Annotated in this window: 15 protein-coding genes; 7 read left to right on the top strand and 8 right to left on the bottom strand. The window is 62.8% G+C overall.

Annotated features, from left to right (window positions below):
• Nucleotides 1-459: 459 nt before the first annotated feature.
• The 3 genes from FFS60_RS23235 to FFS60_RS23225 all read right to left on the bottom strand — a co-directional run bounded on the left by FFS60_RS23235 (nucleotide 460) and on the right by FFS60_RS23225 (nucleotide 7,409).
• Nucleotides 460-888, bottom strand: a complete 429-nt coding sequence (locus FFS60_RS23235) for a nuclear transport factor 2 family protein (RefSeq protein ID WP_028628291.1) — start codon at nucleotides 886-888, stop codon at nucleotides 460-462.
• Nucleotides 889-1,051: 163 nt separating this feature from the next.
• Complete coding sequence (locus tag FFS60_RS23230; RefSeq protein ID WP_137823286.1) at nucleotides 1,052-1,555, bottom strand: GNAT family N-acetyltransferase; 504 nt, start codon at nucleotides 1,553-1,555, stop codon at nucleotides 1,052-1,054.
• Between the two features lie 331 nt (nucleotides 1,556-1,886).
• Nucleotides 1,887-7,409, bottom strand: coding sequence for a peroxidase family protein (locus FFS60_RS23225; protein WP_137823285.1), 5,523 nt, complete (start codon nucleotides 7,407-7,409; stop codon nucleotides 1,887-1,889).
• A 775-nt stretch (nucleotides 7,410-8,184) separates the two neighbouring features.
• Here FFS60_RS23225 and FFS60_RS23220 point away from each other — a divergent pair.
• A complete protein-coding gene (locus tag FFS60_RS23220; RefSeq protein WP_137823284.1) occupies nucleotides 8,185-8,427 on the top strand; it encodes a hypothetical protein in 243 nt (80 codons plus the stop codon).
• A gap of 55 nt (nucleotides 8,428-8,482) precedes the next feature.
• On the opposite strand, the gene FFS60_RS23215 is transcribed toward FFS60_RS23220, so the two are convergent.
• Nucleotides 8,483-9,481, bottom strand: coding sequence for an AraC family transcriptional regulator (locus tag FFS60_RS23215; RefSeq protein WP_028628289.1), 999 nt, complete (start codon nucleotides 9,479-9,481; stop codon nucleotides 8,483-8,485).
• 152 nt (nucleotides 9,482-9,633) lie between these two features.
• Between FFS60_RS23215 and FFS60_RS23210 the strand changes: the two genes are divergently transcribed.
• Nucleotides 9,634-10,668: a 2Fe-2S iron-sulfur cluster binding domain-containing protein gene (locus FFS60_RS23210; RefSeq protein WP_028628288.1), complete on the top strand. Its 1,035-nt coding sequence runs from the start codon at nucleotides 9,634-9,636 to the stop codon at nucleotides 10,666-10,668.
• A gap of 29 nt (nucleotides 10,669-10,697) precedes the next feature.
• Nucleotides 10,698-11,867, top strand: coding sequence for an alkane 1-monooxygenase (locus FFS60_RS23205; protein ID WP_028628287.1), 1,170 nt, complete (start codon nucleotides 10,698-10,700; stop codon nucleotides 11,865-11,867).
• A gap of 112 nt (nucleotides 11,868-11,979) precedes the next feature.
• On the opposite strand, the gene katG is transcribed toward FFS60_RS23205, so the two are convergent.
• Nucleotides 11,980-14,175, bottom strand: coding sequence for a catalase/peroxidase HPI (katG, locus tag FFS60_RS23200; RefSeq protein WP_028628286.1), 2,196 nt, complete (start codon nucleotides 14,173-14,175; stop codon nucleotides 11,980-11,982).
• Between the two features lie 318 nt (nucleotides 14,176-14,493).
• Nucleotides 14,494-15,414, bottom strand: a complete 921-nt coding sequence (locus FFS60_RS23195; protein WP_137823283.1) for a LysR family transcriptional regulator — start codon at nucleotides 15,412-15,414, stop codon at nucleotides 14,494-14,496.
• Nucleotides 15,415-15,564: 150 nt separating this feature from the next.
• Between FFS60_RS23195 and FFS60_RS23190 the strand changes: the two genes are divergently transcribed.
• Both FFS60_RS23190 and FFS60_RS23185 read left to right on the top strand, forming a co-directional pair.
• Complete coding sequence (locus tag FFS60_RS23190; protein WP_028628284.1) at nucleotides 15,565-15,771, top strand: 4-oxalocrotonate tautomerase family protein; 207 nt, start codon at nucleotides 15,565-15,567, stop codon at nucleotides 15,769-15,771.
• 66 nt (nucleotides 15,772-15,837) lie between these two features.
• Nucleotides 15,838-16,569 carry an SDR family NAD(P)-dependent oxidoreductase gene (locus tag FFS60_RS23185; protein WP_137823282.1) on the top strand — a complete coding sequence of 244 codons (732 nt, stop codon included), beginning with the start codon at nucleotides 15,838-15,840 and terminating at the stop codon, nucleotides 16,567-16,569.
• 243 nt (nucleotides 16,570-16,812) lie between these two features.
• Here FFS60_RS23185 and ampC read toward each other — a convergent pair whose 3' ends face one another.
• Both ampC and FFS60_RS23175 read right to left on the bottom strand, forming a co-directional pair.
• Complete coding sequence (gene ampC / locus FFS60_RS23180) at nucleotides 16,813-17,985, bottom strand: class C beta-lactamase (protein WP_137823281.1); 1,173 nt, start codon at nucleotides 17,983-17,985, stop codon at nucleotides 16,813-16,815.
• Nucleotides 17,986-18,105: 120 nt separating this feature from the next.
• Nucleotides 18,106-19,338: a cytochrome c biogenesis protein DipZ gene (locus tag FFS60_RS23175; RefSeq protein ID WP_028628281.1), complete on the bottom strand. Its 1,233-nt coding sequence runs from the start codon at nucleotides 19,336-19,338 to the stop codon at nucleotides 18,106-18,108.
• Between the two features lie 327 nt (nucleotides 19,339-19,665).
• On the opposite strand from FFS60_RS23175, the gene FFS60_RS23170 reads away from it, so the two are divergent.
• Nucleotides 19,666-20,406 carry a response regulator gene (locus FFS60_RS23170; RefSeq protein WP_028628280.1) on the top strand — a complete coding sequence of 247 codons (741 nt, stop codon included), beginning with the start codon at nucleotides 19,666-19,668 and terminating at the stop codon, nucleotides 20,404-20,406.
• Entirely contained in the window at nucleotides 20,406-21,713 is a 1,308-nt protein-coding gene (locus FFS60_RS23165; RefSeq protein WP_137823280.1) for a HAMP domain-containing sensor histidine kinase, read from the top strand. The genes FFS60_RS23170 and FFS60_RS23165 overlap by 1 nt, the downstream gene beginning before the upstream one ends.
• Nucleotides 21,714-21,762: the final 49 nt, after the last annotated feature.

Genomic DNA, 21,762 nt, shown 5'->3' with positions numbered 1-21,762 from the left:
ACCACCACCTCCGCCTCCGCCATCCTTTGCATACGCGCTGGAGAAATTACCGATGTAGTCCGGAACCAGAACTGTCGAGGCCGACAAGACCCCAGCAATTGCCAGAGCCAGCAAACATTTCTTGAGCATCATGATGAACCTCCGGATGGAGTTGCGTAGTCATTTCCCTATCGAACGCAATTGATAGAAGACTCGCAGCCGCCCCGAGGAGCGGCCAACCAACCAGCTCAGCCTTTTTCTGCAACCTGAATGCTTGGCTGCGGATTCCGCGCTATGCGTGCAAGCCAGTCAGAACTTTGGTGTGGGAATTTTTCCCACACCATGAGGCTAGTACTGACAACCCGGGTGTCAACGACCGACTATCCGGATTCGTGGTTCACGTGAGACGTCGAACGCGCAAGCCGCCCCTCCCAGATTTGCTGGCGGCGCTTTGCCCCGTTTGGCGCAGGGCCGCGCGGATCAGGCCTTGGCAGCGGCCAGGTAGGCGCCCAGGCGCTGACCCATCTCCGCACCGAGCGCCTGCAGGCCGCTCATGGGGCGGACCATGACCTCGAACTCGACGATCTTCCCCTGTTCATCGAAACGGATCATGTCGATGCCCTTTAGCTCGCGCCCTCCGACCGAGGCGCTGAACTCCAGCACCACGCTGAGCCCATCGGCGGTTGCAAGCTGGCGGTGGTAGGTGAAGCCGACGAAAACCTTGAGCACGGTGTTGAGGATGGTCGAGACCACCACCGGTCCCGGATAGGGGGTATGCGCCATGGGTGAGCGGAACACCACGTTCGTTGCAAGCAGCTCGGGCAACGCGCTGAGATCCTGCTGCGCGACCATGTCGTGCCAGCGCTGCAGCGACTCGGCGGCCCGGGGGTTCAGGTTCAGTTCGGACATCGTGCATTCCTCTCGATCGTTCTTCTTGTTGGGCGCACCCGCTGCGAATCGAGGCGCCGATTGGTGTGATCGAGACGGACGATAACGAGCGGAAACTCCCGGGCTCAATGATCGAAAATGACAGTCGAATGATCCTGCCGAACAAATTGGGTGGGCAACCCTCTCAATGGGTCACTGGCGTCACCAGGAAGCTCAGTAGCTGTGCGTCGTCTTCCGGCTCGATGGCACGTACCGGGCAAGGCAGCTCGTCCAGCACGGCGCGCCAGAACGCCAGCGCCGTTTCATCCTGGCCATAGAAACGCACCAGCCAGGCACCCTGCCCGCCCGTCAGCACCTGGGTAGCCACAGCTCGCCCGACGCCCAATCGGCGGTACTTCTTGAGGATGAACAGGTCGGCCAGTTCCAGGGCGTCAAGGCCCGGCAACTCGCTGCGCTCGATCAGCAGAAACCCGGCAATGAAGCCATCGACCAGGATCAGGTTGGCGCTCCACTGCGGATCTTGCCAATAGCGCGCCAGATGCTCCTCGTGGATGTAGAAGCGACCGTCGACCTCCACGTCTTCCTGCTCCCAGTCCGACGACTCGTAGGCATAGAACTGGTACAGGTTGCGGATCAACTCGGCGTGCTCCGGGCCGGTCTGCACCAGCTCGATTGCGGCACCACTCATGGTCGGACCTCGCTGCCGTGCTGGTAACGAAAGAGGGAATTGGGAATGACAGGCATGGTTATCTCGATAGAAGGGTGCGATCACGAAGGCCCGCTCAGGGCCTGCCGTTTTCCATGGCGGTATTTATTACGAAAAGTGCTGGGCAACGCCATCGGATCTGCGTGTTGGAGCGACGACTGTTGGAAGAAATCGGGGGATTATCAGCTGAGAGCAGACATTAGTCGCTGCCTGTTCGGCCGATTGCCTTTACCCAGCATGCAGTTGCAGTGCACCTGATCAGCTTCAGGCCCACCCAGTCAGTGTCGACCTGGGTGGACCTGTTGGTGCTACTTCATGCTCCCAAGACGAAGTCAGCCTGGTTGACCGTGGCTACGTTGACGCCTACCAGCGTGATGCTGTCTGCGCCGATAGTGAGGGTGGTCTGGGCGACAGTACCGCTGATGGCAACGGAAGCGGCGAAGTTCGCCGCGCTGATGCCGAGGGCCGAGATATCCAGCACGTCCTGGCCTCCGGCCGGGTTGCTGTCGAAACCGATGATCTGGTCGTGCCCGAAGCCGGCGGAGAGCTGGAAGATATCGTTCCCCGATCCTCCATCCATCAGGTCGTTGCCGGCGCCGCCCACCAGAACGTCATTACCGGTTTCGCCTCGCAGAACATCCGCCCCATCGCCACCCTGCAACAGGTCATCGCCGCTACCACCGGATAGCGAATCGTCACCCTCGTCGCCTTCGAGTCGATCATTGCCCGTGCCACCTGTCAGCGAGTCGCTGCCCTGCCCTCCCTGCAGCAGGTCATTGCCAAGACCACCATCCAGCGAATCGTCACCCTCCAGGCCGATCAGCGTGTCATCGCCGCTGTTACCCATCAGCACGTCGCCCTCGGTTCCGCCACTGATCAGGTTGGCGAGGTTGTTGCCAATGACATAGGTGGAATCGGGCCCGGTGTAGGCCAGATTCTCCAGATTGGCCGCCATGACGTAGCTGGACCGTTGCGAATAGGCCAGGTCATCGCCGCCCCCCGCGGCTTCGACTATCACATCGCCGGACGCCTCCAGGTAATAGGTGTCGTTGCCGGCACCGCCCACCAGCCGGTCCGCGCCGGCGCCGCCGTCGAGCACATCGTCGCCAGCGCCGCCCGTGATGGTATTGGCCAGCGCATTGCCGATGCCGGTGAAGCTGCCGTTGCCGACGAAGGTCAGGTGCTCGACGTTGGCCCCGAGTGTGTAGCTGGCGAGGGTGGTATCGACCCGGTCGGTGCCGCCTGCGGTACCGGCGGCTTCCTCCACCACCTGGTCAGCGGCATCGTCGACCAGATAGACGTCGTTGCCGGCGCCACCCTGCATCAGGTCTGCGCCGGTGCCGCCATTCAGCGTGTCATTGCCGGCATCTCCCTGGAGGGTGTCGTTGCCGTCGCCTCCCTGCAACGTGTCGTTACCGACGCCGCCCTGGAGGGTATCGTCCCCTAGCTCTCCATGGAGTGCGTCATTGCCGTTGCCACCGGTGAGCAGATCGTTGCCGGCCAAGCCAAATAGCTGATCATTACCGTTGTTGCCGTGGGCGATGTCGTCTCCGGCGGTGAAGCTCAGCACATCGGCCGTGGCGCCCACCCCATTCCAGAGGTCGCCGACCACCTGGGTCGGCGCGGAATAGACCACTTCCGCACTCCCCTGGTCGTCGGTGTAGCTGACCATCACCCGCAACTCCTTGCCGACTTCCGCCTGAGTGGGCGTGAAGGTGGCGGCAACAGCGCCGAGAATGTTGACGAACGCCAGGCCGTTGAACACTTGCCACTGGTAGCTGAAGGCGGCGTTGCTGGTGCCGTTGATATCAGTGAACGCGCGGGTAGCGGTCAGCATCTGGCCTTCGGTGGGTGAGGTATCGCTGATGGAGACCGTGCCGACCGGGGCCTGATTGCCGATGAACACCTCCTGATCGAGGAAACGCAGCACCTCGATGTTACTCAGGCGATCGGTGCCATCCAGCTGGGTGCCGCGGGCGTGAACCACGCTCCAGGAGCCGTCGTCATTTCGCGTCCGGTCATAGTTCTCCGCAAGGTCGGAGAACAGCGCGACGTCGCGGTCGCTCGCGTCGTTGGTGAAGAGAATCTCGCGCACGATCTCCAACTGGCCGGGGTTCAGCTCACGGTTGAACATCCGCGTTTGCAGCTCGACCAGGCTGTTGAAGCGCAGTTCGTTGCCGCTGCCATCCACCATCGGCACACCGTTCGCGTCGAGCAGTCGCAGCTGAACGTTGAGCCAGGCATCGCCGTCGATGAAATCATCACCACCACGCCCTTCGATCAGATCGCTGCCGCCACCGCCCAGCAGGATGTTGCCGCTGTTGAACGCAATCAGGGTTTCCGCATCGACACCAACCGACGGCGTGTAATCGGGGATCACATCGCCCAGCAGGTCCCGCAGACCGTCGATGCGATCCACCCCGGCCTGGGAGAGGAAGTTGTTGTTATCCAGGAACAACTCCGGCTCGCCCGTGGGGTCATTGGTGCGGTCGTCGCCGCGCAGGGTGTCATCGAGGTTCCAGCCGGACAGCGCTTCCACTTCGCTGAAGCGGTCACGCAGCACCTCGATGGGCATGTTCGGGAAAATCGCCTGGTTGAGGTCGGAATCCGCCACCACCGGGCTGTTCAAATGGACAGCCCAGTCGAAGCCCCACATGCCGATGTTCTTCTGGATGCCGGCACTCTGGAACATGATGTCGTCGCCCGACTCGGCGTCGTAGTCGGTATCCCCGCCGCCGCCATTGAGCACGTCATGGCCGATGACCTTGCTCTCGAAGAAGATGTCGCCGTTGTCACCCGCGATGTAGTCGAAGCCGGCCCCACCTTCGACCCAGTCATCCCCTTCATTGCCGAACAGCGCGTCGATGCCATCGCCGCCATAGACGAAGTCGTTCCCACTGCCGGCCAGTACTTGCTTGCCATCCGTACCGCCGATGATGAAATCCTTGCCGGCGCCGCCGAACAGCAGGTCGATGCCATTGCCGCCGCTGATGACGTCGTTGCCGTCCTCGCCCTTGATGTTGTCGTCACCCCCGATGTCGGTGATCACATCGTCGCCGGCACCGCCATGGAGGATGTCATTGCCGTAACCGCCTTCCAGCGTGTCGTTGCCTCCGTCGCCCCACAGGGTGTCGTCGCCCGTCCCCGCCAGCAGCAACTCGTTCCCCTCACTGCCGCCCAGCACCACATGGTCATCGCCGTGGTACTTGAGCACGCCTTCCGCGCGCTCGACCATCGGCGTCAGGGCCTGGAGTATCGGGTTGCTCCAGGTGGGATCGGCGCCTATCTGCAGCGACTGGTTGATTTCCAGGATGTAGTCCACCGCCGCGAACAGATCGCCCGGCAGGTGCGAGGACCCGGCCGCGCCCAGGTCGGTGTTGGCCATCACCAGGGAGGCGAAGGAGTTGGCCTCCAGTTCGCCCAGCAAGTGCTGCCCCTGCAAGCGCGACAAGTAGTAGAAACGGTCCGCGTTCTGCAGCGTTTCCATCTGGGTTTCGAAGACGAAGTTGAAGGTAGAGCCGAGCATGCCGCCGAACAGCATCTTGCGTTCTGCCAGGCCACCGATCCAGAAGTCCACCAGGTTCAGGCCAGACTCCTGGCTGGCCCAGGTACCGCTGCTGTTGAGGAAGTCCACCCGGTCCGCAGGGGCGTTGGCGCCACCGAGCACCAGCGCTTCGGCCGCCGCACGCTTGTCAGCGAGCGTGGTAGCCGCAGTGACGCTGTCGTGGGTGCCGTAGGCCGCGATGAAGTTGATGATCGACGCGGGGTTCTTCAGGTTCAGCGCGAAGTCCACCCAGCTCACGTAAGGTTTGAGATTGGCGTCGTTGGTCATCTCGAAGAACTGCTCCCGCGCATGGTTCAGCGAGGGCACGCCGGTATCGCGGCCACGGGCAATATTGATGGCGGCCAGGTCCAGCGGCAGTCCCACCAGGTTGTTGCGCAGGGCACCAGTGATGAACTCGTCGATCTCATTGCCCACCTGCCGCGTCATGCCACGGACGATGGCGCCAGCGGCGGCATCCGCATCCCCGGAGCTGCCGAACTCAACAGGATTGAGGAAGGCCTCGATCAGGCCGATTTCGCCGCTCTGCATGTTGATATCGAGACGGTTCACCGTTTCGTTCAGCATGGAGTGGCCGAAGCGGTACACCACATGGGCGAACTCCGCGACGATGGCCGGGTCCAGTTCGACGTTGGGCTGCACCAGGAACACGTCGGTGAAGGGCTGGATCTTGCGCACGAACTCTTCGAACACCAGATGCTGGTATTGCATCTCATTGGTGAAGCGTGCGGCTTGGAACAACCGCTCGCCGTCCCAGGCCAAGGCGTCGATCTCGGCCTGATTGGCCGGCCAGGTGGCGACATCCACGCGTAGCCACTGATTTAGAAAGGTCAGGTCGCCATCCTCCAACAGCGTTGTCTTGATCTGCTCGATCAGGCGGTTGTGCTCGGAGTGGAAGACGTGGTGCACGGCGGTCAGGCCGATATTCTCGTTACCGCGGCCGTCGCCGGTGATGTAGTGGGCATCCAGCAGCTCGTTGTCGTAGGTAGTCAGGGTCGGCAAGTTGCCGGGGCCTACAGGCTGGGTGGGGTCGAAATCCGGATTGGGAACAGGAGCGCCACCCACGCCCAGGGCATCGTCGCCATCGGCCACCTTCAGGCTGCCGTCACTGTTGCGTGGAGCGGCGTCGTGGGCGATGTCATCGAGGAAGGCATGGCCCGTGCGAATCGCTTCTGCGGTGCTGATTGGCGCGGCGGGATTGCCTTCTACCAGACCGCTGACAGTAACGATCTGCGCAAAGCCATTGGCACCTCGTTCGAAGCGACCGTACTCGTCCGTGGCCAACAGCGGCAGATTGGTGACGTCGGCATCGCTGAGGTCGATGCCGAGCTTCTCGCGGGCCTGCTGCTTGATGTCTGCCCAGGTGGCCAGGCCACCACCCGCACCATCGAGCATGCGGCCGGTCGCCACGGGAACCAGCAGTGGTTGGCCATTGCCATCAAGCACCGGCTGCCCGTTGGCGTCCAGTTTCGGCACCATCTCGTACTCACGCAGGAACACCTGGTGGGATGCGTGGGAGGTGTAGGTCTGGTTCTGGTCAACGAAGGGCGTGGTCTGGTTGATGTGTTCGCGCACATCGTCCTCGGTGCCGAGCACCCCATCAGGACCCGGCTGGTTGGTCGCGCGGGTGAGCACCATGAAATTGGTGTGGGAGTCAGGGTCGTAGAGCGGGTCATCCGGCTTCAAGGGGATGTAGACAGTGCCGCTGCCTCCCTTGTTGACCAGGTCCAGCCCGTGGTCGAAAAACTGGCCAAAGATAGCCATCCAGGCGTTATAGGGCGCGGAAATCCCTTCATCCGGCGCAACGTTGGGAATGAACAACAGGTCCGGTGTGTCCGGGTTGCCATCGTGGTCGAAGGCGAAGCTGCCCTCTGTAGCAGCCGCTGCCGCCACGGCGGCCGGGTTGGCAACGGACTGGTCGGAAATCAGGTTGCTGATGGTTCTCGGCGTCGAATCCACCACATAGCCGGACGTCTGTTCGTAAGACGTCTGCGTAGTGCTGTCGGGGAAACCGGGTGGAGCGCCGGGGCCGTCGATGCCGTTCTCGGCATCCCGGAATTCATGGTCCAGCATGCGGGGCATCGTCTGGTCTGCCGAGCCGTAGTTCTCGCGGCCGGGGATCAGGTTGTTCCACATGCCATTGACGGTACGCAGACCAATAGGCAGCAATGGATTGCCTACCAGGTCGTAGAGGGATTCACCAGCGGCGTGGCGTTCGGCAATGACGATCTGGTCGAGGATAAATGCCAAGTCTTGCTTGATCAGGGTGACCATTTTGCTTTCCTTGAGGCAAAGCGCCCCTCTGGGCCATTCGTCAGCGAGGGCGGATGGCCTATTGCTCAGGTATCAACGGTTTTCAGGCAGACGCGACGTCCTCGCACAGGCAGCGGACTGCGCGTTGTCTACGGTGGCGGAATGGGTGCCACTTTTTCACTCAGGCGGCGGTACCTGAGTGATTGGCAGCGAGTGGCGGACCATGGAACAAAGGATGGCCGTGTCGCCGGAACGACAACCACCTTTGCATTGCATTCGAACGGGCCAGAATCAAGACGCCTCCCTGACGCCCTCCCCGAACGGGATGAGTGGAGACTGCTTAACGACTGGGAACTGGCGTCGTGTTCACTTAAATACTCGCCCCCATAGCCGTCAAGAGATCGTCACAATCGAAAAGGCACAACTAAGAAAACCTATCTAATTGAAAATTCGATAGTTTTTTTAAATTATCTGGATTGTCGATATATAGTTCATGACACCCCAGAAAGTGGGGATTACTTCCCCCACTTTTCTTCTTCAATGCTTTAGAAGAACTATTTGACACCCCCATAACTCCCCCACAAATGGGCTATTCACCCAACCGGAAATGGGTCTGCACGCCCGTTTATCTGATGACATCGGTGTTTGTGTCGTTATATTTCCAAGTGCAGCTGCACGTGCAGGCCGCGGGACGCGCCGTCAAGCTCGCCAGGTCAATTCAAGAGGGGCTTTCAACGGATTCCGGCATGTTGCTTGCCTGGTTCCAAGCACCGATCAGCTCATCTGGATAGTACTCATGGATAAAGAAACCCTGGCCTTACTGGAAGTTCTTTTTGAACAAGCGGCGGCGGACTTTGCCGCCCATGGTTTCGCAAGAGTGAACACCCAACTTGCGAACCCAACCCGCGAGCGGATTCAGCATGCAGGGGAATTCTTGCTGGAGCGAGCAGCAGAGAAGTTTCCGAATCTTGATCCATATGTCTCATCGAGTTCGGACGGAACGATCAACCTGATCCTGGGTCGCCAGAAGACACAATGAGGTTTCTACCAGTGGATATTTCGGCGCCCCGTACCGCTATGGCGGCGAATCGCATTCACCTGAACTCGGTGGGCGGCACGCCCTCCCAGCGTTTGAACGCCCGCCGGAAGTTGGCCACATCGTTGTAGCCCAGGGAATAAGCGATCTCCTGCACGGTCAGGCGCCCGGCCTTCAGGTGCTCCACCGCCAAGGTGCGCCGGACGTCTTCGAGAATCAGTTTGAAAGTCGTGCCTTCGTCCAGCAGATGACGGTGGAGGGTGCGCGGGGTCATGTGGAACAGGCGAGCCGTCACCTCCAGGCTGGGGAAACCGTTTTGCTTTTCCAGCATGAGCCGGCGGATGCGCGCGGTGAGGGACGTCTTCTCGCGGAGCTTCATCAATTCGCGCTGGCAGATCTGCTCGGCCTCGCGGAAGGCGACCGGGTCGGCCATTCGCAGCGGGAGGTCCAGCAGGGCCGAGTCGAAGGTGAAGCCTGCCCAGGGCTGCGCGTAGGCGACCGGGCAGTTGAACATTGCACTGGCCAGGTCCGCGTAGTCCGTCGCCGGTAACGGGAAGTTGACCTGGTTGACCCGTGCGCTGCCGGGCGTAATGGCGTCGAAAACGTTCTTGATGGCCAGCATTACCGCCTCCAGCACGGTTTGCTGGATGGGGCCGAGCGGATAGCTGGGAACGAACTGGATGTGTTCCAGTTGCGCCGCCTCGTCATGTTCATGCCTGAGCGTCACGAGTGTGGTGCGCACCGCGAGGTAGCGCTCCACGAGTTGGATCGCCTGGCGCAGCGATTCACTCTGCAGGGCCGCGTAGCCCAGGATGCCGTGGGTGTTGATCCCCAGTCGCTCGCCCAACAGCAGGCCAAACGCGGGCTCGTCGGTCAGTTCCAGTGCGTGCTCGATAAGCCGGCAAAACAACGGCAAGCCTGGCTGGTAGCCCAGGTCATCCAGTTGCCGTGGTTCGACACCGCACTGGAGCAGCCAGTCGGCCGGGTCTGCGCCCATCACCCGCAGCTGTTCGGCAATCTGTCGCAGGTAGTGCACGGGGAGCAGGAAGTCGGACATGGGGGCAGCAGGTTCTCGTGATCTGGCTTAGCGCCAGAATGTCAATTAATGACCCCCTGAATGTCAATCCGGGCTCTCTCTGCCCACCTCCCCTGCGCCCTAGGATTTCAGCGTCCCGAACCTCTACGCCAATAACTAGAACAGGAGGACGCATGTTTTCTCTCTTTACCCGGCATCGCCCAACCACTGCGTTGATCAACGGGGTCAGCGTCGGGGTTTATCCGAAAGAGACGCTGCTGCAGGCCGCCCTGCGCCATGGCATCGACTTTCCCCACAGCTGCCGTGTCGGCGGATGTGCCAGCTGCAAGTGCAAGCTGGTGTCGGGCAGCGTGCGTGAACTGACCGAGACGGGCTACATCCTGTCCGATGAAGAGCTGGACGCCGGCTACATCCTCGCCTGCCAAAGCGTGCCTCGGGGGGATGTACACATCGAAGTGGATCTCGCCCGCCAGCCGAGCAGACGCCAGGTGCGCGGGAAGGTGGTGGCGCAGGACAGGCTGACCCACGACATCACCCGGCTGGTCATCCAACTGGAAGAAAGCCTGGCGTACCGCGCCGGCCAGTACGCCGACCTCAGCCTCGACAGCCTGCCGCGATTGCGCCGCAGCTTCTCCTTTGCCAGCCCCGCACAGCCGGATGCCCAGGTGAGCTTCTTCGTACGCAGGGTGCCTGGTGGGGTGTTTACCGGCGTGGTCAACGACCGCCCCCTGCTCGGCCACGGCGTGACCGTGGAAGGTCCCTTGGGCGATTTCCACCTGCGAGCGGCGGATGCTCCCCTGCTGCTGATTGCCGGCGGTAGCGGCCTGGCACCACTGCTGGCGATGCTGCAGGACGCCGTGGCCAATGGTGTTTCGCGCCCCGTCACGCTGCTGTTCGGTGCCCGCCAGGCGCGGGATCTCTATGCCTTGGAGGACATCAGTGCCATCGCCACGCAATGGCGTGGGTCATTCAGTTTCGTACCGGTGCTGTCGGAAGCTGCCGCCGATGCCGCCTGGCGAGGCGAGCGCGGTCTGGTGACGGCGCAGATACCTGCGCTGCTCCCGCCTGGCGCCCATGCCTACCTGTGCGGACCACCGGCCATGATCGACAGCGCCATCACGCTGCTGCGCGAAGCCGGTGTGCCCCGCGAACACATTCACGCCGACCGTTTCACCACCCTGCAGGACGTGTTGCCCACGTCGGCCTGACACCCTTCAAAACAACAAGAGAGACGACCATGAACGCCCTGCACTACCTCAAGTACTTCCTCTTCCATGCCATTGGCCTGCTGGCGGCCGTAGCGATTCTCGCCGGCGGCGCCTGGATCACCTTCGGCCTGGTGGCGGTGCTGGTGATCTACCTGATCGGCGACGCTGTCTGTGGCGACGACATCAGCACCCCGCGGTTCAACTATCCCGGCATCCTGACCGTGCAGCTCTGGCTGGCGCTGCCGCTACTGGCCTTCATCGTGTTCTCCGCGGTGTGGAGTGTCAGCAGCGGCGACTTGTTCAGTTTCGGCCTGGCGCTGAGCCAACTGACCGGTTACGACTTGATCGCCGCGCGGGACGCCACCTTCGTCGGCCATTACCTTTCCACCTGGATCATCACCGGCCTGATGATCGGCATGGTCGGCACCATCACCGCCCATGAGCTGACGCACCGCACCTGGGACCCGGTTTCCATGCTGGTCGGCCGCTGGCTGCTGGCCTTCAGCTTCGACACCATCTTCTCGATCGAGCACGTCTACGGTCACCACCGCTACGTGTCCACCCGCGAGGACCCGGCCACCGCGCCGCGCGGCCGCAACGTCTACTTTCACATCCTCGCCTCGACGCTCAAGGGCAACCTCAGTGCCTGGCAGATCGAGCGGAAGCGCCTGGCGCGCAAAGGCCATGCCCTGTTCGGCTGGCGCAACGCGGTAATCCGCGGCCACCTGATGAGCCTGTTGCTGGTGCTGGCCGCCTATGCCATCGGCGGTCCGGTAGCCGCGCTGTTCTTCACCGCCTGTGCCTTGTGGGGCAAGGCGCTGCTGGAGATCGTCAACTACATGGAGCACTACGGCATGGTGCGCAACCCGGCAACCCCGGTGCAGCCACGGCATTCCTGGAACACCAACAAGCGCATCAGCTCCTGGGCGATGTTCAACCTGACCCGCCACTCCCACCATCATGCCCAGGGCGAGGTGCCCTATCAGGACCTGAAACCCTTCGCGGACGCGCCGATGATGATCGGTGGCTACCTGACCACCATCATCGTCGCGATGATCCCGCCGCTCTGGCACAAGCTGATGACGCCCAAGGTGCTGGCCTGGGACCGCCACTACGCCAGTGCTGAAGAGCGCCAATTGGCCGCCGAGGCCAACGCCCGCAGCGGCATCCGCGAGCTGATGAGCCACGGCGCGGCCTGAGTTCACCCACTGGACTTGACGGCTCCCTGAAACACCACGCCGCCGACAGGAATGTCCTGCCGGCGGCGTGGTGTTCAGAGCAGGCAGGCCCGCCAGGGCCTTGCCGTTGTCGTCACTTCAGGTCATAGCGGTCCAGGTTCATCACCTTGGTCCAGGCGGCGACGAAGTCAGTCACGAACTTCTGCGGCGAGTCGCTACTGGCGTAGATCTCCGCAATCGCTCGAAGCTGGGAGTTGGAACCAAAGACCAGGTCCGCCACGGTGGCTGTCCACTTGAGATCGCCGCTGGTCCGGTCACGCCCTTCCAGCACATTCGCATCGGATGAGGAACGCTGCCACTTCGTGCTCATGTCCAGCAGGTTCACAAAGAAGTCATTGGTCAGCGCTTCAGGCCGCTTGGTGAACACTCCGTGCTGCGCCTTGCCGTAGTTGGCGCCGAGAACGCGCAAACCACCGACCAGAACAGTCATCTCGGGGGCGCTCAACTTCAGCAACTGCGCCTTGTCCACCAACATCTCGGCCGCCGAACCCTCGAATCCCTTCTTGGCGAAGTTGCGGAAGCCATCTGCGAGCGGCTCCAGCGGTGCGAAGGATTCCACATCGGTCTGGGCCTGCGAGGCATCGGTACGGCCCGGTGCGAAGGGGACGGTCACATCGATGCCGGCCTTCTTCGCGGCGGCTTCAACGCCCACACCACCAGCCAGAACGATCAGGTCGGCGAGCGAGACTTTCTTGCCGGAAGCGTTGAAGTCCTTCTGGACGCCTTCCAGCGCCGCGATGACCTTCGCCACCTCAGCCGGCTGGTTCACTTCCCAATCCTTCTGCGGTGCGAGACGCAGGCGCGCGCCGTTGGCACCGCCGCGCTTGTCGCTGCCACGGAAGGAAGCCGCCGCCGCCCAGGCCGTGCTGACCAGTTGCGAAACGGACAAACCTGTCGCGGCGATCTTTGCCTTCAACGCGGCGACATCCTGCTCATTGACCAACGGATGGTCGACGGCGGGTACCGGGTCCTGCCAGATCAGCTCTTCTTTCGGTACCAGCGGGCCGAGGTAGCGGCTGCGCGGTCCCATGTCGCGGTGGGTCAGTTTGAACCAGGCACGGGCGAAGGCGTCTTCCAGTTCCTTCGGATTGTCCTTGTAGCGCCGGGAGATCTTCTCGTAGACCGGGTCCATGCGCATGCCCATGTCGGCGGTGGTCATCATCGGCGCATGGCGCTTGTTCGGGTCATGGGCGTCCGGCACCGTGCCATCCCCGCTGGTGCCAACGGGTTTCCACTGGTGGGCGCCCGCGGGGCTCTTGGTCAGTTCCCACTCGTAGCCGAACAGGGTTTCCAGGTAGCTGTTGTCCCACTTGGTGGGCGTCGGGGTCCAAGCGCCTTCAAGGCCGCTGGTGATTGCGTCGCCACCCTTGCCGGTGCCGAACGCGTTCCGCCAGCCCAGGCCCAATTCTTCGATCGGAGCGGCTTCCGGCTCCGGTCCGACGTTGGCCGCATCACCGGCGCCGTGGCATTTGCCGAAGGTATGGCCACCGACCGTCAGGGCCACGGTCTCTTCATCATTCATGGCCATGCGGGCGAAGGTTTCACGGACATCGCTCGCCGAGGCTACCGGGTCGGGGTTGCCGTCCGGGCCTTGCGGGTTCACGTAGATCAGGCCCATCTGCACGGCGGCCAGCGGGTTTGCCAGCTCCCGCTTGCCGGAGTAGCGGCTGTTGGGCTTGTCACTGGTGGCCAGCCACTCTTGCTCGGCGCCCCAGTAAACGTCGTCCTCCGGCTCGAAGATGTCCGCACGACCGCCGCCGAAGCCGAAGGTCTTGAAGCCCATGGATTCCAACGCGACGTTGCCGGTGAGGATCAGCAGGTCGCCCCAGGACAGCTTGTTGCCGTACTTCTGCTTGATCGGCCAGAGCAGGCGGCGCGCCTTGTCCAGGTTGCCGTTGTCCGGCCAGCTGTTGAGCGGCGCGAAACGCTGGTTGCCGGTGCCCGCGCCACCACGTCCGTCGGCGATGCGATAAGTACCGGCGGCGTGCCAGGCCATACGAATGAACATTGGGCCATAGTGGCCGTAGTCAGCCGGCCACCAGTCCTGGGAATCGGTCATCAACGCGTGGAGGTCCTTGATCACCGCGTCGAGGTCGAGGGTCTTGAAGGCTTCGGCGTAATCGAATTCACCACCCAATGGGTTGGATTCGGCCGAGTGCTGATGAAGGATCTTGAGGTTCAGTTGGTTGGGCCACCACTCCGCATTGGATGGCGTGACACCTGCGATCACATTTTTGCCAGAGAACGGGCACTTTGCTTCGCTTGACATACTTATCTCCTCTTCTTGTCTTCAGCCAATCACTCTATTCAGCTTGGAATCCACCTTGCGACCCAGCCAATAGGTTTTGGAAATGGCATTGATAGTAGACAAGGATTGTGAAAACCATGCGGGCGCGCCCGTTCGCGCAGCTCGGACGAGGCTGACGCAGCAGCGATATCTCTCTGGATATCAAGGGCTTTGAGGGTGTTGCGTGTTAATTGTCGAATTGATTTAGCTGGCTGATGGACTGCTCTGGCCCTCATAGGCGGACTTAATCGCCCGACCAGGAATGCCAGGGTCTGAAGAGCTTCGGGGCGTCACCCTGTCTCAAACCTTCCATTCCTGTGTGCACTCCATCAGGAAGTCGATGAAGGCGCGCAGGCGCAATGGCACGTGTCGGCCATGGGGATACAGCAGGGTGAAGGGACGGGAGCGCCCGCCGAACTCCGGCAGGACCTCAACCAGACTGCCCTCCTCCAGCTCCTTCTCGACAATGAAGCGGTAAGTCTGGAACAGACCGGCGCCATGCCTGGCCAGGGTCACTCCGCCCAGCACATCGTCCGAACAGCAATAGTTGCCTGTGGCGAGGATCTCGCGCTCCTTGCCGTTGTCGGTGAACAACCAGGAGATACGGCGCCCGCTGCTGGGTAGCTCGTACTGGATGCAATCGTGCCCGGTAAGGTCGTCCAGGGAAGTGGGCGTGCCAGCCCTGGCCAGGTATTCCGGCGCGGCAATCACGACCAGCCGTGCGTCTTCGAGATGGCGGGCATTGAGCGTCGAATCGGGCTGAGCGCGCACACGGATCGCCAGGTCGTAACCCTCACCGACGAAGTCGATGTTCCGGTTACTCAGGTGAACATCGATCCTCACACCGGGATGACGCTCCCTGAAGCGCGGCAGCAGCGGGAGGATGCGGTGGTGGCCATAGGTCGTGGGAATGCTGATGCGCAGCTCGCCGGCCGGTTCGAGTTGCTTGCCCATCACTTCACGCTCGGCTTCCACCAGTTGGGTCAGCGCCTGCCGGCACTGCTCGAAATAGGCGCGGCCACTCTCAGTGAGGCGAATACTGCGCGTCGTCCTCATGAACAGACGTGTGCCCAGGCGCTCTTCCAGCCTGGAAATCGAACGGCTCACGGCCGCTGGCGTAACCCCGGCCGAGAGCGCCGCGGCCGTGAAGCTGCCCTCCTCTGCGGCAAGACAGAAGAGCTCGATGCTGCCCAGTTGGATGTCGTCAAAGTGGCGCTTCACGATTCATTACACCGCGTATCAACTGAAGTATCCGAGCCTACATTTATCTACACGCCAAGCACAAATACAGTTGACTCCAGACAGCCACTCCCACGGCGTTTCGCCCGGAGCGAGGCTGATGACCACCACCATCAGCAGAGGAAACTCAAGATGCCCTTCGTAAGCGTACGAATCACCCGAGACGGGGTTACCCGGGAGCAGAAGGCCCAGGTCATTGCCGAGATCACCGACACCCTGCAGCGCGTACTCGGCAAACGTCCTGACCTCACGCACATCGTCATAGAGGAAGTGGATACCGACAACTGGGGCTATGCCGGAATGACGACGACCGAGTACCGGAAGAACTCGCCGGGCTGACCTGCCAACCACCCCCATCCATTCGCCTCCAAGGCAAACCCATCCCCACTTTTGCGAGGAACCACCATGGGCAAGCAAACCGTAGTCATCACCGGCGCATCCAGCGGTATCGGCCTGGGCCTGGCCAAGGCCTTCATTGAAAATGGCTACAACGTCGTAGGTACCGCTCGCTCCGTCGAGCGCCTGCAGGAAGCCGCCGCCAGCCTGGGCAACCCGAGCAACTTCGTTGGCGTTGCCGGCGACGTGGCCGATCCGGCGACCGCCCGCAAGATTTTCGCCGCCGCTATCGAGGCCTTCGGCAGCGTCGAAGTCCTGGTCAACAACGCCGGCTTCTTTATGGCCAAGCCCTTCACCGACTACACGCCGGAAGACCTTGAGTCGCTGCTGGAGACCAACCTCAAGGGCGTGGTCTACACCTCCCAGGTGGCGGCCGCGCACATGAAACAACAGGGGGGCGGACACATCGTGAACATTTCCGCGGCAGTCGCACTTCAGCCCAACATCAACGTGCCGGCAGCCTTGCCCGTGCTGATCAAGGGCGGTATCAACCAGATGACCCGGGCCCTGGCCCTGGAACTGTCGCCGCATAACATTCAGGTGAACGCGGTCGCCCCCGGCATCATCGACACCCCGATGCACGACCCGGCCGCCCGCGACTTCCTCAACAACCTGGCGCCGTCCGGCCGTGTCGGCACCGTGCAGGAAATCGCCGACGCGGTGCTGTACCTGGCCAAGGCCGACTTCACCACCGGCGTCGTCCTCGCCGTGGACGGTGGGATGAGCACCGGCAAATGGTAATCGCCTGAAGGCATGAAAAACGGAGGCCTCGGCCTCCCTTCTTCAATTGGGCGTGGTCATGAATCATCGGTTCTACCTGTGACGATTCGAGTCAGCGGACCAGCAGCGGGGCCGGCTCTTGTAGGTTGTGGCTGAGCTCCGCGAAGCCCAACGCGCAGTCCGGCCAGAACCCCATCAATCGTCCAGGCTGGATTCCCCCGGGGGCCGCAGCCCCGCCCGTTGGGTTTCGTTCCTCTACCCAACCTACTGATGCGCTTCCAGCTCACCGAGGATGCGGTAAGCCAGCTTCACCCGTTCCTCGTTCGGGTAGTTCTTGTTGGCCAACAGCACGATGCCGAATTTCTTCTCCGGCACGAAGGCCACGTAGGCGCCGAAGCCATTGGTCGAGCCTGTCTTGTTGACCCAGACGGCCTGTTGCGGCGCCAGGGGCGGCGTGATGGCCGTGACGGCATGGCTTTCAAGGGCCATCCGGCTGGCATTGCCTTCCAGCAGCGTTTGCAGGGCCACCGGGTAGTCGTACTGCTCCCAGATCAGGGCCTGGGTCATGGCCCCCAGCCTGTAGTAACCGGTGCGGGTGGCGTCGATCGCCTGCTGCAAGGAAGCATCATCCATCGCTACCTGGCCCAGATTGGCTTCGACGAAGTGCAGCAGGTCCTTGCTGCTGGTCTTCACTCCATAAGCCTCCGCCGCCAGCATCGCCGGATTCACCCGCACCGGCGCATCGTCCTTGTTGTAACCCTGGGCGTAGCGCGGCATGGCACTCGCCGGTACGTCGATGAAGGTGCTGCGCATGCCAAGCTTCGGCAGGAGTTCGGATTCCATCGCCTTGGCATAGGGCATGCCGAGGCTCCTGGCCGCGATCACACCCAGCAGGCCAATGCTGGGGTTGGCATAGGTCCGGTAGGTGCCAGGGGCGAACCGGGGCTGCCAGGAGCTGTAATAGTCCATCAACTGCTGGTGGTTCTGGACCTCATCGGGCAGTTGCAGCGGAAATCCACCCGCCGTGTGCGTGGCCAGGTTGATCAGGGTCACCGGGTCGAGCTGGCTGCCTTTGAGTTGCGGCAGGTACTGCCCGGGACTGTCGGAGAGGGATAGTTTGCCGTTGGCTTCGGCATAGGCAGCGAGCGTTACCGTCAGCGTCTTGCTGACCGAGCCGACTTCGAAGAGGGTGTCGCGAGTGACCGCCTGCCGAGTCTCCCTGGACGCCACACCGAAGTTGTAGAAGTGCTGCTCACCATTGGCAGTGACTGCAATGGCCAGGCCCGGAATGCCGTACTGCTGCATGACCTGCCCTGCGGCTTGCTGCACGGCGGCGCCGATATCTGCCCGCTCGGCATCGGCCACGGCATGGCCAGCGAGCGAAGTGGCAAGGGCGAACAGAAGCCTCTGCACGCTGCGCTTTCCTGTTGGGCGCATCGGGACGTCCTTTGATGATGAAAGGGGCAGAAGCTAGCAAATCAGGCAGGCGCGTCCAATCCAGGCTCATCACCAGATGTCGCGCGGCCCCGATCGGCCGCGCATGTCTACCGCACGGGTTCAGCGACTGCCGCCGCCTTCCCCCATTGTTGCCTGCCGTTCCTGCAGAAGCTTCTGGATGATGGCCTCCTGCTCTGCGTAGTCCCCTTCGCCGATATGCAGGTGGCGAACCCGCCCGTTGGCGTCGATGAAGTAATGCGCCGGCCAGTACTGGTTGGTGAACGCGTTCCAGATGCGGTACTGGTTATCGATGGCCACCGGGTGCTTGACGCCCAGGCGACCGGCCGCCTCGCGCACATTGTCGATGATCCGTTCGAAGGGGTATTCGGGCGTGTGCACGCCGATCACCACCAGGCCCTGGTCGGCGTAGCGCTTGGCCCATTCATTCACATACGGCAGGCTGTTCCGGCAGTTGATGCAGTCGAAGGTCCAGAAGTCCACCAGGACCACCTTGCCGAGCAGTTGTTCGTTGCTGAGCGGCGGGCCATTGAGCCACTGGGTGGCGCCCTCAAGAGAGGGCATCGCGCCCAGATCCGGCAGTTGCTCGATGCTATCGGCATGGGCGTTGCCCACCAGGCGTTCCACCAGCGCCGGAATACCCTCGATCGCCTTGCGCTCCAGTTCGAACACCAGGCGCGAGGAACCCGCTCCTGCCAACTGGTCACTGGTGCCGCTTGCAATGCCAACGACCGCCAGCAAGGCCAGGGCGCCGGCGCCGCGACGCAGCCATTCCATCGCGCGCAACGACAGCTTCGCGCGCTGGAACGCACCGCGGCCCAGGAAGATCAACGCGCCCATCGCAACTGCACTGCCGAGGCCGTAACTGAGCAGCAGAAGGCTAGTGGAGGCACTCGGTCCATTGAGCATCGCGCCGGAGAGGATCAGGCCCAGGATGGGGCCGGCACAGGGCGCCCAGAGCAACCCGGCGGCGCAGCCCAGCAGCCAGGTCGAAAGCACCGGCGGCAGTCCGCGGGCATCAGCGTGCAAACGGTTGCCGAGCCAGACCCAGGGCCGCGACAGCCAGGCACCGACACGCGTCGAGAGCAAAGCCATCGCCGATACCGCCAGCAGGCCCAGGGCCAGGTAGCGGCCCCATTGGCTGGCCTCGATCACCCAGTTACTGGAAACCACGGCCAGGCTCGCCAGCACGGCGAAGCCCGAGGCCAGGCCGGCCAGGGTCACGAGCGGCGACCAGGCCGGGCCACCGGCGCGGGAAAGTAGCAGGGGCAATACGGGAAGGATGCAGGGGCTGAAGAGGGTCAGCACCCCGCCAAGAAAGGCAACAAGCAACATGGGCACCTCGATGGTGAATGCGCCCGGGATGATCCGGGCGAGCGAACCAGGCCGTCCCAGGCACACGGGTTCGGTTAAGGGGGGATGCGACTTGGCATCCGTGCGGTGCCCATTTCAGTGGCGGGAGGTATCGCGGATGTGTCCGACACCATCGGCGATTGCTGCGCCAGGTATCGACAGCGCCAGCGGATACAGACGGATACGCGAGGCTATTGTGCAAGCTCGGGTATCAGGGCCACGCTGGATACACTGCAATACAAAGGCCGGCGGGCAAGCGCCATCGAGCCCGATACACTAGCGCCGACACATGTGTTGTGAGGACTGCCCATGGACCATATCGATCACATCCTGGTCGTCGACGACGACCGGGAAATCCGGGAGCTGGTTGGCAACTACCTGAAGAAGAATGGCTTGCGCGTCAGCCTGGCGGCGGACGGCCGGCAGATGCGTGCCTTCCTCGAGGGCAATGTGGTCGACCTGATCGTGCTCGACATCATGATGCCCGGCGACGATGGCCTGCGCCTGTGTCGCGAATTGCGCGTCGGCAAGCACAAGGCGACGCCGGTGCTGATGCTGACCGCGCGCAACGAGGAGACCGATCGCATCATCGGCCTGGAGATGGGCGCCGACGACTACCTGACCAAACCCTTCTCCGCCCGCGAGCTGCTGGCGCGGATCAACGCCGTGCTGCGCCGTACCCGCATGCTGCCGCCGAACCTGCAGATCAGCGAAAGTAGCCGGCTGATCGGCTTCGGCAAATGGCGCCTGGATACCACGCAGCGCCACCTGCTGGACGCAGAAGGCACCCTGGTGGCCCTGAGCGGCGCAGAGTACCGCCTGCTGCGGGTCTTTCTCGACCATCCCCAGCGCGTGCTCAGCCGCGAGCAACTGCTCAACCTGACCCAGGGCCGCGAAGCGGATGTCTTCGACCGTTCCATCGACCTGCTGGTGAGCCGCCTGCGCCAACGCCTGCAGGACGACGCCCGCGAGCCGGCCTGCATCAAGACGGTGCGCAGCGAAGGCTATGTCTTCGCGCTGCCCGTGCAACTGATCGAGCCGACCGCGTGATGACCCTGCCCCACTGGCCGCGCACCCTGGCGGCGCGCCTGGCACTGATCTTTCTCAGCGGCCTGTTGCTGGCCTACGGACTGTCCTTCGCCTCGCAGTTCTACGAGCGCTACCAGACCGGGCGCGACGTGATGCTGGGCAACCTGGAATATGACGTGAGCACCGCCGTGGCGCTGATCGACCGGCTGCCGGCGGACGAACGCGCCGCCTGGCTGTCGCTGCTGGAACGGCGCAACTACCGTTATCGCCTCGATGAGGGCGTGCCGGGTGTGCCCATGGATATGAACCAGGCGCACATGGCAGCGATCTCCATCGAACGGGCCATCGGCCAACGCTACCCCGTGCGCTTCGAGAACATTCCCGGACCGACCCCGCACTTCCAGGCCCACCTGGTGCTGAGCGATGGCCAGCCGCTGACGGTGGATGTCACGCCCAGGCCGATTCCGGTGGCCCAGTGGCTGCCCGTGGTCCTGATCCTGCAACTGCTGTTGCTGTTGTTCTGCACCTGGCTGGCAGTGCGCACGGCCATTCGCCCGTTGACTCGCCTGGCAGAAGCCGTCGACCACCTCGACCCCGACTCCCCCGGCCCGGAACTCGACGAGCGCGGCCCGAACGAAGTGGCCTACGCCGCCCGCGCCTTCAATGCCCTGCAGGGGCGTATCGGCACCTACCTGAAGGAACGCATGCAGCTGCTCGCGGCCATTTCCCACGACCTGCAAACCCCCATTACCCGCATGAAGCTGCGCGTCGAGCAGATGGATGCCTCGCAGGAACGAGACAAGCTGTGGAGCGACCTCAATGAAATGCAGCACCTCGTGCGCGAAGGCGTGGCCTATGCGCGCAGCATGGACGGCGCCAGCGAACCCCTGTGCCGGATCGACCTCGACGCCTTCCTCGACAGCCTGGTCTGCGACTACCAGGACAGCGGCCAGGCAGTGAGCCTGAGCGGCAGCTGCGGGATGCAACTGGAAACCCGACCCCATGCCTTGCGTCGGGTGCTCAGCAACCTGATCGACAATGCCCTGAAGTTTGGCGGCGAGGCCCAGCTGGTTGTGCAACGCGATGTACAGGGCACCGTGCAGGTACAGGTGCGGGACAACGGCCCAGGTATCGCCGATGAGGAATTGAACGAAGTGTTCAAGCCCTTCTACCGGGTGGAAAGCTCGCGCAACCGTAGCACCGGCGGCACAGGCCTGGGCCTGGCCATCGCCCAGCAATTGAGCCAGGCCCTGGGCGCCCGCCTGACCCTGCACAACCGCGAAAACGGTGGCCTGTGCGCACAGCTGGAGCTCGGCGCCACGGCCTGAGGCGCCGTACACAGCGATACACGACGGGCCGCAGCCGACACATGCGGGA

The organism is Pseudomonas sp. D(2018), assembly GCF_005502555.1.
GTDB classification, from domain to species: domain Bacteria; phylum Pseudomonadota; class Gammaproteobacteria; order Pseudomonadales; family Pseudomonadaceae; genus Metapseudomonas; species Metapseudomonas resinovorans.
The sequence above is the reverse complement of the archived record's forward strand: the minus strand, read 5'-3'. Positions and strand labels throughout refer to the sequence as shown.

Excerpts from the sequence above, each read along its gene's own strand:
- FFS60_RS23235 (WP_028628291.1), bottom strand. The coding sequence starts at position 888 with ATGTCCGAACTGAACCTGAACCCCCGGGCCGCCGAGTCGCTGCAGCGC.
- FFS60_RS23230 (WP_137823286.1), bottom strand. The coding sequence starts at position 1,555 with ATGAGTGGTGCCGCAATCGAGCTGGTGCAGACCGGCCCGGAGCACGCC.
- FFS60_RS23225 (WP_137823285.1), bottom strand. The coding sequence starts at position 7,409 with ATGGTCACCCTGATCAAGCAAGACTTGGCATTTATCCTCGACCAGATC.
- FFS60_RS23220 (WP_137823284.1), top strand. The coding sequence starts at position 8,185 with ATGGATAAAGAAACCCTGGCCTTACTGGAAGTTCTTTTTGAACAAGCG.
- FFS60_RS23215 (WP_028628289.1), bottom strand. The coding sequence starts at position 9,481 with ATGTCCGACTTCCTGCTCCCCGTGCACTACCTGCGACAGATTGCCGAA.
- FFS60_RS23210 (WP_028628288.1), top strand. The coding sequence starts at position 9,634 with ATGTTTTCTCTCTTTACCCGGCATCGCCCAACCACTGCGTTGATCAAC.
- FFS60_RS23205 (WP_028628287.1), top strand. The coding sequence starts at position 10,698 with ATGAACGCCCTGCACTACCTCAAGTACTTCCTCTTCCATGCCATTGGC.
- katG (WP_028628286.1), bottom strand. The coding sequence starts at position 14,175 with ATGTCAAGCGAAGCAAAGTGCCCGTTCTCTGGCAAAAATGTGATCGCA.
- FFS60_RS23190 (WP_028628284.1), top strand. The coding sequence starts at position 15,565 with ATGCCCTTCGTAAGCGTACGAATCACCCGAGACGGGGTTACCCGGGAG.
- FFS60_RS23185 (WP_137823282.1), top strand. The coding sequence starts at position 15,838 with ATGGGCAAGCAAACCGTAGTCATCACCGGCGCATCCAGCGGTATCGGC.
- ampC (WP_137823281.1), bottom strand. The coding sequence starts at position 17,985 with ATGCGCCCAACAGGAAAGCGCAGCGTGCAGAGGCTTCTGTTCGCCCTT.
- FFS60_RS23175 (WP_028628281.1), bottom strand. The coding sequence starts at position 19,338 with ATGTTGCTTGTTGCCTTTCTTGGCGGGGTGCTGACCCTCTTCAGCCCC.
- FFS60_RS23170 (WP_028628280.1), top strand. The coding sequence starts at position 19,666 with ATGGACCATATCGATCACATCCTGGTCGTCGACGACGACCGGGAAATC.
- FFS60_RS23165 (WP_137823280.1), top strand. The coding sequence starts at position 20,406 with ATGACCCTGCCCCACTGGCCGCGCACCCTGGCGGCGCGCCTGGCACTG.